General features: G+C 63.6%; 13 protein-coding genes, 1 tRNA gene and 1 pseudogene. 2 read left to right on the top strand and 13 right to left on the bottom strand.

Features of this window, described 5'->3' with window-relative positions:
* Positions 1–225: 225 nt before the first annotated feature.
* A pseudogene (locus ACLIVD_RS41080) lies at positions 226–1,134 on the top strand (transposase); the annotation flags it as partial.
* Here ACLIVD_RS41080 and ACLIVD_RS41075 read toward each other — a convergent pair.
* Entirely contained in the window at positions 1,088–2,065 is a 978-nt protein-coding gene (locus ACLIVD_RS41075) for a nucleotidyl transferase AbiEii/AbiGii toxin family protein (protein WP_491933002.1), read from the bottom strand. The pseudogene ACLIVD_RS41080 and the gene ACLIVD_RS41075 sit on opposite strands and share 47 nt — an antisense overlap.
* Positions 2,062–3,036, bottom strand: a complete 975-nt coding sequence (locus ACLIVD_RS41070; RefSeq protein WP_491933503.1) for a type IV toxin-antitoxin system AbiEi family antitoxin domain-containing protein — start codon at positions 3,034–3,036, stop codon at positions 2,062–2,064. Before ACLIVD_RS41070 ends, ACLIVD_RS41075 begins: the two co-directional genes overlap by 4 nt.
* A gap of 430 nt (positions 3,037–3,466) precedes the next feature.
* Between ACLIVD_RS41070 and ACLIVD_RS41065 the strand changes: the two genes are divergently transcribed.
* Positions 3,467–3,757, top strand: a complete 291-nt coding sequence (locus ACLIVD_RS41065) for a DUF4193 domain-containing protein (RefSeq protein ID WP_491933004.1) — start codon at positions 3,467–3,469, stop codon at positions 3,755–3,757.
* Between the two features lie 141 nt (positions 3,758–3,898).
* Here ACLIVD_RS41065 and ACLIVD_RS41060 read toward each other — a convergent pair.
* The 11 genes from ACLIVD_RS41060 to ACLIVD_RS41010 form a co-directional block, all read right to left on the bottom strand.
* Positions 3,899–3,972, bottom strand: a tRNA-Ile gene (locus ACLIVD_RS41060).
* Positions 3,973–4,048: 76 nt separating this feature from the next.
* On the bottom strand, positions 4,049–4,396 hold the full coding sequence (locus tag ACLIVD_RS41055; RefSeq protein ID WP_491933005.1) for a hypothetical protein: 348 nt from the start codon (positions 4,394–4,396) through the stop codon (positions 4,049–4,051).
* A 154-nt stretch (positions 4,397–4,550) separates the two neighbouring features.
* Positions 4,551–5,111 (bottom strand): hypothetical protein, encoded by a 561-nt coding sequence (locus ACLIVD_RS41050; RefSeq protein WP_491933529.1) that lies wholly within the window; start codon positions 5,109–5,111, stop codon positions 4,551–4,553.
* A gap of 460 nt (positions 5,112–5,571) precedes the next feature.
* Positions 5,572–6,486 carry an SDR family NAD(P)-dependent oxidoreductase gene (locus ACLIVD_RS41045; RefSeq protein ID WP_491933006.1) on the bottom strand — a complete coding sequence of 305 codons (915 nt, stop codon included), beginning with the start codon at positions 6,484–6,486 and terminating at the stop codon, positions 5,572–5,574.
* Between the two features lie 81 nt (positions 6,487–6,567).
* Positions 6,568–7,056, bottom strand: a complete 489-nt coding sequence (locus ACLIVD_RS41040) for a MaoC/PaaZ C-terminal domain-containing protein (protein ID WP_491933007.1) — start codon at positions 7,054–7,056, stop codon at positions 6,568–6,570.
* Between the two features lie 84 nt (positions 7,057–7,140).
* A complete protein-coding gene (locus ACLIVD_RS41035; protein WP_491933008.1) occupies positions 7,141–8,481 on the bottom strand; it encodes an MFS transporter in 1,341 nt (446 codons plus the stop codon).
* A 647-nt stretch (positions 8,482–9,128) separates the two neighbouring features.
* Complete coding sequence (locus ACLIVD_RS41030) at positions 9,129–9,491, bottom strand: putative quinol monooxygenase (RefSeq protein ID WP_164063567.1); 363 nt, start codon at positions 9,489–9,491, stop codon at positions 9,129–9,131.
* 127 nt (positions 9,492–9,618) lie between these two features.
* Positions 9,619–10,449, bottom strand: a complete 831-nt coding sequence (locus ACLIVD_RS41025) for a mycofactocin-coupled SDR family oxidoreductase (RefSeq protein WP_133987971.1) — start codon at positions 10,447–10,449, stop codon at positions 9,619–9,621.
* 127 nt (positions 10,450–10,576) lie between these two features.
* Positions 10,577–11,431, bottom strand: a complete 855-nt coding sequence (locus ACLIVD_RS41020) for a mycofactocin-coupled SDR family oxidoreductase (RefSeq protein WP_491933009.1) — start codon at positions 11,429–11,431, stop codon at positions 10,577–10,579.
* Positions 11,432–12,013: 582 nt separating this feature from the next.
* Positions 12,014–12,763, bottom strand: coding sequence for an SDR family NAD(P)-dependent oxidoreductase (locus ACLIVD_RS41015; RefSeq protein ID WP_491933010.1), 750 nt, complete (start codon positions 12,761–12,763; stop codon positions 12,014–12,016).
* A 200-nt stretch (positions 12,764–12,963) separates the two neighbouring features.
* Complete coding sequence (locus ACLIVD_RS41010) at positions 12,964–14,280, bottom strand: phenylacetate--CoA ligase family protein (RefSeq protein WP_491933011.1); 1,317 nt, start codon at positions 14,278–14,280, stop codon at positions 12,964–12,966.
* Positions 14,281–14,337: the final 57 nt, after the last annotated feature.

Raw genomic sequence — 14,337 nt, 5'->3', positions numbered from 1 at the left:
TCAGCAGTTTGCAGTCTTGCGGGGATCGTCCGCGGTCTGTCACCGGCGCAGCGGATTCGCACGGTGACTGGCATGCCGCCCGGCCGCTGATGGCGCTCGCTGAAAATGCTCAGTTCTGCTTACCGAAAGTGCGCACCCGTGTGGCTCCGCCAATGAGGGCGGGTCTCCTTCGATGCTGGTGGTCTCTGACCACTCACCAGCGCCGGCGAAGGAGACCCGCATCTCATGTTGACATGGGAGGAAGACGTGGAAATACACGCACTGCACAAGCAAGGCTGGACGATCTCGGCGATCGCCCGACACACCGGACGAAACCGTCGCACCATCCGCAACTACATCAACGGCGTCACCACCCCCGGTATCCGCAAACCCGCACGTGAGGACCCGTTCGAACCGTTCGTCGAGTACGTCACCTGCCGGCTGCGGGAGGACCCGCACCTGTGGGCCCGCACCCTGTGCGACGAGCTCGAGGATCTCGGCTACCGGTTGTCGTATCCGACGCTGACCCGGCAGATCCGCGACCGCAAACTCCGCCCGGTATGCGAGGCCTGCGCGAACGCCACCGACCGGGCGAACGCGATAATCGCCCATCCGCCCGGCGAGGAAACTCAGTGGGACTGGGTCGATCTGCCGAATCCACCCGCCTCCTGGGGCTGGGGCGGGATGGCGCACCTGCTGGTCGGCTCCCTGGCGCATTCGGGGCGCTGGCGCGGGATCCTGGCACCGGCGATGACCCAACCGCACCTGGTCGACGGCCTCGACCGGGTCAGCCGCCAGCTCGGCGGCATGACGAGGGTGTGGCGGTTCGATCGGATGGCCACCGTCTGCCATCCCGAGTCGGGCCGGGTGACCGCGAGCTTCGCCGGCGTCGCGAAGCACTACGGCGTCTCGGTGGCGATCTGCCCACCCAAAGCCGGGAACCGCAAAGGTGTGGTCGAGAAGGCCAATCATACTGCCGCCCAACGATGGTGGCGCACCCTGCCGGACGACGTCACCGTCGAACAGGCCCAACAACGCGTGGACGAGTTCTGCCGGCTGCGGGGCGACACCCGGATGCGGGCCACCGCCGACGGCAAGGCATCGGTGGCTACGGTGGCGGCCGCCGAACCGTTGACCGCGCTGCCGGCCACGCCGCGACTCTGGCGACCCTTCGCCCCGTTGTCTCCCAGGCGCTGCGTTCATGACTCCACACCGCCGGCTGCCGGGCAGTGGGTAGCGAGCCGAGGATGCGGTCGTAGCAGCGGCCCGCCGCAGCCAGCGCGCTCTCGAGGTCGTGGAGGTCCGCGGTCAGTGGACTGTTGCGGGCGGCCTTGGCCCACTGAGTCGCCCACGCCGGGCCCGGGCTCACCAGCGTCGCCGGCAGCGCGGGCAGGGCGCGCACGCGTCGTTCCCGTTCGACCGCGTCGACGGCGGAGGTCAGATCGATGGGCAGGAACATGCTGATCAGTAGCAGATCCACCAGATCACGGAACCGTCCCGACGCCGCCCCCGCCGCACCGTGCACCTCGTAGAGTGCGCAGATCTTGTCCGCGATCTGATCCGCCAGCGGATACAGCGGGACGCTGGTCTCGGGTGGGAAGTCGTCGGTGTCGACCAGCCTCGGGATCGGGCGGCGTTCGATCTCGCCGACGAGGGTGCGGCGGCTGCCGACGACATCGAGGGAGAAGCTGTCGTAGGTTTTGCCGCCGAGGGAGGCGGTGACGGTGACCGTGACCCCCTTGTCGTGGCTCAGTTCGGTCGACGGGCCGACCGCGAAGCGGAAGTGGTCGAGGTGGTGGTCGCGGACCGTGCGGCGCAGCTCGTCGACCGAGTCCGGAAGGTCGGTGGCGGCGAGGAGGTCGATGTCCTTGCTGTAGCGGGCCTGCGGCAGGCGCACCATCATTCCGATGCCGCCCTTGAGGATCCACCCGTCCGGGTCGGTGTCGAAGACGCGGGTGAGGAAGCGGGCGATGACGAAGCGGCGGCGCACCAGGGCGATGTTCTGGCCGTGCTCTCGGGCGTATCGGTTGAGGCGGTCGGTGATACTCGCCCGCACCGCCTGCGGGGACCGCGACGCCGGGCTCACCGGTCGGCCGTCTTCGCCGACCGAGCCGTCCGGGCCGTCCGGCCGGTTCCGGTCGTGCTGGTGCCGTCCGCCGGCTGGGCGGCGGGTGCGGTCTCCCCGACGCCGGTATCGGCGTCGGGGCTGGCGGTGGACTGCCCGAGAGCGGCGGCGAGCGACTGCATCAGCGCATCCCGTGCCTGCGGTGACTCGGTCACCGCCTTCATCAGGGCGGCGATGCTCAGCTGCGCGGCGTCCGGCGCGGCCACACTGGTGGCGGTGGCACCAGCGGCTGTGGTGGTGGTGTTCTTGCGGGCGAGGTCCGCGAGGGCCAGGGTGGTGGCCGGCACCCCCGCCTGCGCGATCAGCACCTCGAGGAAGCCCTGCCCGTCCAGCGCCCGGTGCCCGTAGTCGAAGGCATGCGGGGCGAGTGCCGTCAGCACCTCTTCCACGGTCGCCTGGCCGCGGGTGAGGGCGTCGCGGACCACCGACGCCAGATGCCCGGCATCGGTGCCGGCGGCGGCCAGATCACCGATCGTGCGGGCCGGGGTGGTCACCGGCAGCCCGTCGACGAGCTGCCAATCCTCCCGCGACAGCACACCCCGGTGCACGATCACCCCGGGGAGCGACAGCCGGATCCGCCGGATCGCGGTCAGCTCCACCACATCGGCATCCAGATCCCCCAGCCCATGCAGGCCGGCGGCAGTGCGATGCGAGAGCACCCCCGTCGGGACCGGCTGATCCAGCCGCTCCCACACCACCACATCCGGGTCCAGCGCCAGCCACGCCACCCGTTCCTCCAGGTGCACATCCTCCGGCATCCGTGCCAGCCGATACAGCCCGTGATGCAGCCGCTCGAGCACCCCCGAATCGACCATCCGCTTGAGCTGCTGCACCGACACCGACGTCATCGCCCGCGCCTGCCGGCTGGTCACCACACCCCCCTGCTCAGCAGCCAGCGCCACCACCTGAGCAGCACGACTATCCGATCTCATGCCACAATAATACACACTTACCCTCATAACCATGGCATGGTATGTAACTATCATGCCAAGGTAGTTGCGTCGGCGACGATGTCGACCCACGCCGGATGGCGCGGCAGAGCGGGCGCAGTACCGACTGCGGGGCGCCTGTCCGACGGGCCGACAGACAGGCATTCACACACCCGCCGTCAGCGCTGGTGGGAACCGAGGGGTCCACCAGACACGGCGAATGTTAATCCTCAACCCCCACCCGCCCACACCGACAGAGCCAATTCCCCTGACAACAAACGAAAATGAGACACCCGGCGGCCACCGAACCGAACCGACGGAGCACGATCCCCGCCCGCCTGGGATCGAGCGGAAGCCGCCCGGTTGCATCGCGCCACCGAACCCCTCCTACCCTGGCGAGTCCGAACAACCTGAGTATGAGGACGCAACAGCCATGGCCACCGACTACGACGCCCCCAGAGTCACCGAATCCGACGAGCCGGACACCTCCCTTGAACAGCTGACCGTCAGCCGGAAAGACACCCAGTCCCCCGTCGTCGACGTTGAAGACTCCGACACCGCAGAGTCCTTCGAACTGCCCGGCGCCGACCTGTCCGGTGAAGAATTCACCGTCCGCGTCATCCCCAAGCAGGCCGACGAGTTCACCTGCACCAGTTGCTTCCTGGTCCACCACCGCAGCCGCCTCGCCGACGCCGCGCAACAGATCTGCCGGGACTGCACCTGAGAAGGTCGGGGCATCAGAGGACCTGGACACCTCCAGACTGAGCGGCATCCGCCACTGTCACTGCATCGCACACACTTGCCCCGCCGGAGCGGCAGCCAGCCATCGCCCCTCCACGGGCCTCCCGGCGGCCCGGCGACGCGGTGGGGCGGGCGGGGCTCGAACCCGCGACCAACCGATTATGAGTCCACGGCTCTAACCGACTGAGCTACCGCCCCATCCCTACCATCGTGGGGATGGTGATGCTACCGACCACCCTGCTGGCGCCGTGGCCGCCCGTGCCGAGGACAGTCGTCATGCGCGGCCGAAGAGCTGCCGCACACCACCGTCCTCATCGACCGCATACAGCGCCATCCCCAACAGATCCAGAATCCGCTGAGGTGCCCGCACCGCCGCGTCCACCGATCGCGGCTCGTCCCGCACGACCAACGCAAACGACACCGACAGATCCGCCTCGCTCGGCATCCGCCTCACCAGCTGCCCGATGGCGGTATCGACATCCAACCCCGGCGCGGCGGTCGCGCCCTTGACCTCGGCGTAGAGCAGGTGGCCGTCCTTCTCGGCAACGATGTCGACGAAATCCGTATCGGGCACCACCGTCCAGCCCTGAGATGACAACCACCCCGCGAAGTCCCGGGCCACGCGAGCCTCATCACCTCTCATACCGGACACGGTAAGCCTGAATTGTCAGTTCCGAACAACACCACAGCGCAAACACATCAGGCGCCAGCGTTGCCACGGCTCAGCATGCCCCGGAAGATGCCGCGCGGCGGGTCGACGTACCCCCTTCAGGACCTCATTCGCGTGATTCATGTAATCGACTGACTGCTAGCGCAATTCGTGTGCCCGATCTTTGACGCAGCCCAGAACCTGCCACGAAGCGGCTGCCGTCAATCATTCTCCCCGGTGTCGGCCGGGTGTCCGCACAGCCGAATCCTGGTCCGGGTCCGGGTTCGGGTTCGGGGCGGTAGGAGCCCGGATCGATGGTCAGGTCTTCGGTGTCGGCAAAAACCAGCCGCCTGTCGTCGAGCGCGACCGCCCACCGATGCACCGGCGCCCACTCGTGCCCACCACCGCCCGGATCGGTCACCGCCGCATAATCCTCGACCACCTCACCGGTGAGATCGGCCCCGGCGCTCCTGCGGACCAGCACCCGGACACCGACCGTCAACTTCGGGCCATCGACCGGCCGGTTGCCGCTGTTTCGGGCCATGGTGATGCACCTCTTCGCTCGGCGAAACTCCCTAGATCGAGCATAAGCACCGACCGGCCCGGTACGCGAACCGACCTGCACAAACACTCCGCGATTCGAAACGCCGCCGAAGCAATCGGCTGCCATCGTGCGGTCGGAGGCCACCCAGATGCACTCAGCACACAACCGACGTGCTGCGTTCGCGCGACAGCACGGGCGCAACCCCACCAGCCGGTTGCGCGAACGCGATGACATCGGCGGATACCAACTCGTTGGCCGCACCTGTACCCCCTTCTTTCCATTCGAGCGGCGACTGCCGGCAGCGGCGGACGGGCGTTCACCCACACCACTGCACGGCGCGCACCAATTCCGATCCGACCACGATCGTTCGAGAATGTTGAGCTGATCTAGAACCTGATCGACGACTGTGGTCGGGATCCGGAAATCTGCGCTCTCCCAAGCCCGGAGGCGGTCCCGCACGTAGGCAAGCATGGCGAGTTAAGCGCTCGAAGCCTGCTGCAGTTCGGTCGCTCACCGCCTCACCCCGCCCCGAGCGGCCGGCAATCCGAACTGTGCCCGCTCGGCGACGTCGAGACGACGGCTTCCGGCGTGGCATGCGCGACTGTTACTGACGAAGAGGGGTACCACCCGATTGGGCGCGTTGCCCACTCGTCGCCCAGTGGTCGACCTCGGACATCTCGGCCATCCCGGGTGCGTAGGCGGCGATGTCGTCGGGGCGCGCTAGGCCGGCTCCGCCGGATGCGTAAGAACCACCATCGATGGCCAGGTTGAGCCCCGTAACCCAGGAGGCCTCGTCTGAGGCCAGATAGACAGCCGCGCTTGCAATATCTTCGGGCTCCCCCAGGCGCGGAATCAGGTTCGGTGTCAGCGTAACGCGGCGTTGTTCGGTGCCTTCCGTGCCGTAGAACAGGAGGCCGTTCGGGGTTGCCACACAGCCTGGTGAGATCGTGTTCACCCGGATGTTTGCTCTGGCCACTTCGTTCGTCAGGCAGCTTGCCAATCGGATGACACCAGCTTTGGCCACTGAGTAGGCCTGGATGATGGGGAGGTTGCCCGGGTATCCCGTTCCTATATCGGAACCGGCCACCGAGCCCATGAAGATGATGCTGCCGCCGCCGCGTGCGCGTAGGTGGGGAATGGCGTGTTTGGAGACCAGGAAGGGAACGGTCAGTGTGTGGTCGAGGGTGAATTTCCAGTCCGCGAGGCTGGAGTCTTCGACTGTTCCCAATCGTAACTGCATCGCGCTGTTGTGTAGGACGTCGATGCCGCCAAATTTCCCGGCGGCGAACTCGAGTAGCTGGTGCGCTTCCTCCTCGTTCGAGAGATCGATCGGGTGCAGCGATTCCATCCGTCCGCCGGCCGCGCGCACGATTTCGAGCGTTTCCTCGGCGGCTTCGGCGTTGATGTCGCACCCGACGATCGACGCTCCTTCGGCTGCGAACCGCAACGCGACCTGCCGCGCCATTCCGCGGCCGGTGCCGGTGATTACGGCGACTTTGCCCTCCAGACGACCGGTCATAGTGATCTCCTTGTCGAGTCAGTTTGTTCGGACACTCGTGGATGAATAGAACCCGTCCGCGTGCCGCCTCTCGCCCGTGAACTAGAGGGCGCTGTGTTCGCTCGGACGCGGACGGCGACGAACGTACATCTCCATTTGAAGCGTCATGACAGGCTGCGAGTCTCGTGACGATAGTGTTCCGATGGTTGTCACCCGACCCCAGTGCGGGTGGGTATTGCCGATTGCGGTGATGCTGAAAGTACCCCGCAGGTAGGTGTCGGCACGGACCGGAGCGCGGAACTGCACCTCACGCAGTACTCGGCCTGCGACGATGTGCCAGTTTCCGAATACTCGGTTGACAGCGAGGCGTTGGAATACCGCGAGCGTGTGGACGCCGCTCGCAACTATCGTGCCGAAGTGGCTTGCTTCGGCGAGTGCGACGTCGGTGTGTATGTGCAGAGGATCCCAGTGGTCGGCGAACGACATGATCTCCTCCGCTGTGACGAGGTACTCCCCGAGGTCGTACTCATCCCCTACGACGAGGTCCTCGGCATAGCACAGTTGGCCGTCACCAGGTGCGGCATAGTTCATTCCGACTTCCTTCCCTGCTACGGCTGGGCGCTCTGCGCAGCGATTGCGGGCGACTTCGACGCACCTGCCAGTCTTCCCCTGCGGCTACACGAAGTCAGTGTGCCGCGCGGGATGTTGGCCGGTCACGGTCTTTGGTCGAGTTGCTCTGAGTAGCCCGTACGAGCACACCCCAGCGATTGCCAAGGGCACCAGCACTGCGATGTACAGATCTTTCGGTGACATGAAGCCGATTGCGTACCCGCCGAGGATGGGCGACAGGATCGATCCGACTCTGGCGACGCCTAGCATCGTGCCGAACCCTTTGGCTCGTATTCGTATTGGGTACACGGTGGTTGCGATCGCGGTGAAGGCCGTCAGTGAGACGAAGACGAACAGACCCAGCAGCAGGGCCATGGCCAGCGCCAAGGCGCCCTGCAGGGTCAGTGCGAAGGCAACCAGGGCAACCATGCCCAGAGCCATCGACATCCAGGATATTTGGGCAGACGGCCGCTTGAGGCCAAGAAATCCGTACAGGATGGCCCCGATCATCGTGCCAACCGACAGCATGATGCCCACTAGCGCCCCGCTGCCGGTGTCTCCGGTCTCATTCTTGATCAGCTGAGGGGTCCAGGAACCGATGAAATAAAACGCGGCAGTGCAGAATCCATAACCGAGCCAGAGGAGCAGGGTGGTTACCCGCAGTCCTGGTCCGAGGAGTTTCGTATCCGATTGATCGACTATCGCCTCGTCGGCTAGAACACCACCAGTGACGAGTCCTTCCTCCAAGTTGACCCGCGTAGACAACTTCTCGGCCGTCTCCTGCGCCGTGTCGTCCGACGACCGTCGAAGGTAGGCCACTGTTTCTGGAATGAAAGCGGCGACAACGACGGTGACAGTTGCGCTGAGCGCAAACCCTACCCAGAACAGCCCTTTCCATCCGCCTGCGGCTTCGATCACCGAGGCACCTGCCAGGCCTGCGACGAAAGTTCCCAGCGGGTACCCGAAGAGCACCACGCCCACCGAGAGGCTGCGGCGTGATGGTGGAGACATTTCCTGGGCGATGACCATAGAGATTGCACCGAGCACACCGATTGCCATTCCCGTAGCGAATCGCGATGCGATCAACACCGAGTAGCTGGGGGCCAGTGATGAAACAAGGAGGCCGGCCGTGTTGAGTACCAGCGCGCCGAGCAACGTCGGGCGACGCCCATGGACGTCGGCCATCCGCGCCAGGAAGAAGGCCCCGACGCCGATGCCCACCAAGGCTGCGCTGATCAAGTAGCCCTTGCCGGACGCTGTTGCGTACCCCTCGGGGAGGTTGGGGAGGGCGTACCCCATGATGAACAAATCGTAGCCGTCGAGCAGGTTGACGAGCGAGCATACTAGCACGATTGCTATTTGATACGGCGTCATGGACGCCATCGAGCGAGCCCCACTGAGGGTCATGCCGACTCCTTCTCGAGTCACGGGTTGATCCGACTTGGTTGAATCCCCGAGATGCCGTCGACGGGGAGTCTCGGGGAACGGGGCGGATGTGTTGATCGCCCGGAATCGGACGGTCTGGTCTCGGCGGTCGCTGAAGCACTGTCACCGGTTCATTGCCTGGATCCCCACGCGTGGAGCGCTAGCGCGACATTGGTTGAAGTAGTTTGACAGTGGTTGTTGTGGGTGTAAGCCCGCTGGACCCCGAAGTTGTTTCCGCGAATTCGACGGAGGGTCGGGCGGAGGCTGCGGCCCGGAATGGCTGGGCTAGGAGGTTGCGCGGATCGCCTCGGCCTGGGCATCGGTGAATGACTGACGGCTAGACGGCTCGTGTTGTGTGCCGCTCGCTGCCACGGCTAAATATCTTGCATTGGCTCGTGCGAGAGCGATATTTGTAAAGATTCTTTGGATCGATTCGGTGGCGCGGCGGGGTGTGATCAGACTGACACATGCAATGACAGCATGAATGATGACCAACGGCATTTGGGAGGCCTTCTAGGTTTGCGGCGCGATGCCGAGTGGGGGAACGGGATACCCCTCGCACGGAGGGTCCGATGCTACGTTCTGCACCAGCACGACCGTCAGAAGACTCATAGGACAGGGACGTAGGGTCAACCGGGGCAGTCAGTCGAGATTGCTGCCACGGAGCGGATGGGCTGGAGAGGGATGATTTCGAGGTTCGACTGCAGCAATGTCGTGCTATCGGCGAAAAATGCTTTCATGTAAGGTTTTTCGAGGTGCTCACGGATTGCGGCACCGTTAGCGTAGAGTTCATAGAATGCGATGCTGTCGGGCCTGGATGCATCATGATGGATCTCGTACACAAGAATGCCGGGCTCGGCGCGACTCGGGTCTCCCAGGGAGAGCATCCGCTCCATCAGGATGTGGCGTGTTCCTTCCTTGGCTCGCGCGTAACCGTAGAACGCAACCGGTGTCTCGCTGGACAACAACTCGGCGGGGACGATCTCTGACACGGCATACCTTCCTATCAGCCCGCATTGAGCGAACAACGCCCTCGAGCGCGGGTTCGAATCGAACCTGGGGTGGCGAACCATCGCAGCTTGCTGACCACCGAAGACGGTGCACAACAGGTGCCCAAAACTACAGAAGCGGATATCCAGCGGTAACCTCCAACTGGGTTCCGGTGACGAATCGGCCACTCTCCCCTACCAAGTACAGGACGGCGCGGGAGATGTCGGCCGGGTCCACCCACGGTGTATCGAGTGCAGCGAGTGTCTGGAACACGGGTTCGACGCTGTGGCGCGTAGGTTGATCCACGTCCGGCGCGAAGAGATCGTAGATCATCGAGTTCTGGATCATCGGGGTATCGCAATTGGTCGGGTGGATGACGTTCACCCGAATCTGGTGGCGTGCCAGTTCTTTGGCCAATGCCTTTGCTACACCGACAACACCGTGCTTCGAGGCGATGTAGTGCACCATCGACTCGACGGGAGTAATGGTACTGGCCGAACCTATGAATACCATCGATCCACCGCGTCCACCATCGACAATATGCTTCGAGGCAGCCTGCGCCGAAAAGAACGCGCCGGACAAGTTTGTGCCCACCACGGTGTTCCACTGCTCGGGCGTGATCGATTCTGCCGCGGTGATTTCGCATACGCCGGCATTGAGCACCGCGATATCCAGTCGCCCCAGATCACGTACCGCCCTCTCGACACCCTCCGCAACCGCGGACGGATCGCGCACATCGCATTCGAGGCGGTAAGCACGCTGTCCGTACTTCTCCACAAGACCGACCGTTTCGTCGAGGTCCTCTGCCGTCGACGTCGGATATGGCACGGTTGCAACCTGTCTGCAGATGTCGAGCACGATGACGTCCGCGCCCGACTCAGCGAGGAAGGTGGCGTGCGAACGGCCCTGCCCTCGGGCCGCCCCGGTGACCAGAGCGACTTTGCCTGTCAGGTCATGCATTCTCTATCTCCCCGTCCGATCGACTCGCAGGTCGGTCTTCTCGTGATCTGTCGTCGTATAGATACTGTTGCCGCGGAGCCGTTCGGTGTTACCCGTTCGGTTCCTTGCGGTTTGTACTCCCCGGGGTTCACGCAACGTTGTTGGCGATGAGCCCGGCAGAAACGTGCAACACTTCGCCGGTGACCATGCGAGCGTCGTCCGACAGGAGGTACAGGTAGGCGTTGGAGACGTCCTGCCAGTCCACACCTGGGACGCCGAGCGGATGCATGGTTTTCATTCGTTCGATCATCTGCTCGCGCGTCGGGTTCTCGATGTCCGGGCAGAAGAGTTTGTAGGCTTCCTCGTTGTTGTTCATTGAGGGAAGGTCACCGGAGTTGACATTCGTCGGGGCCACACAATTGGCGCGTATACCGTATTCGCCGTATTCCATTGCTAGGGTCTTCATCAGTCCGATCACTGCCCACTTTGAGGCGCCGTAGTCCGAGATGTGGGGGTAGGCGGCGCGGCCTGCGGTGGACGAGGTGATCACGATGTTGCCTTTGCGCTTCGCGACCATGTGAGGCAGGGCGGCGCGACACCCGTTGAAGACGCCGGTCAGGTTGGTATCAATGACCGTACGCCACTGTTCGGGCGAGATGTCTGCGAGCTTGCCGAATTTCAGGATGATACCTGCACTGCTCAACAGGTGATCGATTTGTCCGAGTTCATCGATCGTCTGTCGCGCAGCGTCCACCATAGCTTCGTCATCGCGAACATCCGCGACGATGCTGATGCACTTACGTCCCACGTCGGAAACCATCGCGCGGGTCTGTTCCAACTCCTCCTCGGAGCCGCCTGGGTAGTTCTGCCCCGGGACATCGGCAACGCAGTTGTCCACAAGTGCGATGTCCGCCCCCTCGCGTGCCAGTGTCAGAGCGTGGGATCGACCTGAGCCCTTTGCTCCGCCGGTGATGAGTGCAACCGTTCCATCCAGCTTCCCCATGCTCTATCACTCACCTGTTCTCGAAGTTTGACTGGAGGTATCTATGCGTGTCGTCCGCGTGATGTGTATCGAAGAACCGCTCGGCGCCCGTGCTCTATCGAAATCAATTGCAGTACAGGCACTGTCGAATACGCGAGCTGACTGGTGGCACAGGATATTTTTTGTGTGCGACTCACCGGACATTTGATCCGACTCTTGAGTCGTAATATCGACCCATTGGTTAGTAACCTAGTTCCAGCGCGTGGACGTGTCAATGGTCACAGGCGCCATATCTGCGAGGTGCCCTGACCGTGTCCGGATCTATAGGCTGGTTTGGGCAGAGCAGCTGCAGTATTGAAACGCCGGACGAGTCCCACATGCGAGTTGTAGTCTCGCGTGCGTGGATTCGTCCGGCGTTGACTGTCACGTACCGCGGCTGGAGATCGGTTTCTGGCGACAAGGATTCTGTTGTTCGAACTATAACGACGTTGGCCATCAGCCTACGCAGCAGCTGTTGCAGCTCGACGCCTCCGCGGGGAGCTGTTGCAGTTCAGCATTTTCCTCGCGAGGTGTTTCGGTGGGACGGCGGAGCAGGCTGAACTCTCACGTCGTCGACATCCCGCCGTCGACCAAAATCGTCTGGCCGGTGACGTACCCCGCTGCGGGCGATGCGAGCCAGACCGCGGTTGCGGCGAGTTCCTCGGGCTTGCCCGCTCTTCCCAACAAGAACCGGGGCTCGAGCGAATCGGTCACATACTCTGGGGGGTACGACTCCGTCATTTCGGTCTCGAAGAAGCCCGGCGCAATCGCGTTTACTCTGATTCCCGGTTTACGGCCCCACTGCGACGCGAGATCTCGCGTGAGTCCAACGAGGCCGGCCTTGCTTGCGGTGTACGCCGCCTGGGGCAGTGCGGCAGTAGTGAAGCCGAGAACACTCGAGATGTTGATGATCGAACTCCCCAGCGTCATCACTTCGGCGCAGGCTTGGGCCATCCAATAGCTACCTCCGAGATTGACATCTACTACCGCACGGAAGGCATCAGGGCTCTCCCGAGTCGCCGGGACTGCACTCGCCATGCCGGCATTGTTGACGAGGATGTCCACACGACCGAACCGTGCCATCGCCGCCTCGACCAGCTCTACGCACTGGCGAGGATCGGCCACGTCGGCGTTCTGCACCAGGGCCTCGCGCCCGTACCCGCGTACCGCCTGTGCGGTTGCCTCCAAGCGGTCGACCCTGCGCGATGCCACGATTACGTGGGCTCCGGCGCGGGCCATGGCCGTGGACAGCGATACGCCTAGACCTGCTGACGCCCCGGTGACGATCGCGACTCGATCGTCGAGGCGGAACATTTCCGCGAAGGCGCCTAGGTTGTCGGCCGCCTCTTGTTCGTGCATTTCACTTCCCTCTTCGAAGTCAGCCCCGACCCGGATATCGACGGCTTACGCCATACCGCCCGACTCTGCTGAAAGTTTCGTCGACTCTTGAGGCTTGGCTACCGCTGTCGACACCTGGAGCCGGGACCGGTCTATTGACCAACTATTGGGAGTGCTCAGACGGGTGAGGGGGCCTGACCACGGCGGTCGAGAAGCCGCTTGACCTTCCCCTCTCCTCCCAGCCCCGTCTGAGGAGCGAGGGATCCAGCAGGGACGATCGTCACCTCGACCGAGACACCGAAGGTCGACTTGAGACGATGCTTCATGTCTTCCTGGAGGGGTGCTGTGTCTTCGTCGTTCGCCTGCTCGATCAACACGGTCATTCGTTCACGGGAACCGAGACCCTCGCCGACGTTCTCCACCACGCACAGGAACTCGCCCGTCGATCGCGCGTCGCCCTGGACGACGTCCTGCGCTGACCGCGGATACACGCTTGTCGCTCTCAGTTTCACCATTTCGTCGAGGCGGCCCAAGAAACCGGACAGTTTGGTCGTCCGGGCGCCGCACGCGCACGCTGCGCGCTCGGAACTACGCATGCGGTCTTTGAGGTCGTATCTGATGATGGGTGGAACCGAGCGATGCAGGCTGGTGACCACGATGTCGCCGTCGTGCCCTGGGCCGAGGATGCGTCCGGTCTCGCTGTCGGCGATCTCGACGATGGCGGTGTCGTCGTTGACGTGCAACCCATCTTTTGCAGCGCATTCGTATCCGATGAGGCCGACTTCATGGGTTCCGTAGTTGTCGTAGACCGGAACACCCCATGCATCTTCGAGCAAGTCGCGCAGGTGTCCCTCGGTATCCACCCCGAGATAGGTATGAATGAATCGCGTGGACAGATCCTTCTTGAGGTCGATGCCAGATCGATCAGCCTCTTGCGCCAGAATTTTGAGGTACTCGCCGAAGGCGACCCAACCACTTGTTCCCCAGGAGCGCGCCAGCTCCAGTTGCCTTGCCGAACTGGTGACGGCACCCGAACCGGTGGTCAAGGGGACCATGCCACACCAGTGCATGGCGGCGGTCGACGAACACCACGCGGTGTTGGCCAAACTGTTGGTGAGGGTGATCTGTAGGATGTCCCCGACTTCGGCCCCCTGCGCAACGAAAGCTCGGGCGAATTGAATTGCCTGCACTTCCCACGCTACGGGATCGAACAGTGTCGGCCGCGGCAGCCCTGAGGTGCCACCACTGGATTGAATCTTCAGCGGTGTTCGCATCGCGTCCAGTGCGAAGTTCTGATGGTTTCCGAACGGCGGGTGCTCCTCGATCGAGTGCTTGATGTCCTCACTGGTGAACGTAGGGATCTTCTCGAGGTCGTCCAGGCCTCGAATGTCTCCTGGCTGCAAACCGGCGTCCGACCACCGCTCGCGATAAAACGGGACCGCCCAAGCGTCGGCCACCCGTGCGAGAAAGCGTGATTCCTGAATCTGTCGCATCTCGTCGTCGGACCGTGCCGACATGACGGAGTTGAACAGGGGCGGCGGCGGGTAGTC

It is taken from the genome of Rhodococcus sp. G6(2025) (assembly GCF_058628105.1).
The sequence above is the reverse complement of the archived record's forward strand: the minus strand, read 5'-3'. Positions and strand labels throughout refer to the sequence as shown.

Bases quoted from the DNA above. Each gene is read 5' to 3' on its own strand.
- ACLIVD_RS41070 (WP_491933503.1), bottom strand. From the start codon at position 3,036: ATGAGATCGGATAGTCGTGCTGCTCAGGTGGTGGCGCTGGCTGCTGAG.
- ACLIVD_RS41065 (WP_491933004.1), top strand. From the start codon at position 3,467: ATGGCCACCGACTACGACGCCCCCAGAGTCACCGAATCCGACGAGCCG.
- ACLIVD_RS41045 (WP_491933006.1), bottom strand. From the start codon at position 6,486: ATGACCGGTCGTCTGGAGGGCAAAGTCGCCGTAATCACCGGCACCGGC.
- ACLIVD_RS41040 (WP_491933007.1), bottom strand. From the start codon at position 7,056: ATGAACTATGCCGCACCTGGTGACGGCCAACTGTGCTATGCCGAGGAC.
- ACLIVD_RS41035 (WP_491933008.1), bottom strand. From the start codon at position 8,481: ATGACCCTCAGTGGGGCTCGCTCGATGGCGTCCATGACGCCGTATCAA.
- ACLIVD_RS41025 (WP_133987971.1), bottom strand. From the start codon at position 10,449: ATGCATGACCTGACAGGCAAAGTCGCTCTGGTCACCGGGGCGGCCCGA.
- ACLIVD_RS41020 (WP_491933009.1), bottom strand. From the start codon at position 11,431: ATGGGGAAGCTGGATGGAACGGTTGCACTCATCACCGGCGGAGCAAAG.
- ACLIVD_RS41015 (WP_491933010.1), bottom strand. From the start codon at position 12,763: ATGTTCCGCCTCGACGATCGAGTCGCGATCGTCACCGGGGCGTCAGCA.
- ACLIVD_RS41010 (WP_491933011.1), bottom strand. From the start codon at position 14,280: ATGCGACAGATTCAGGAATCACGCTTTCTCGCACGGGTGGCCGACGCT.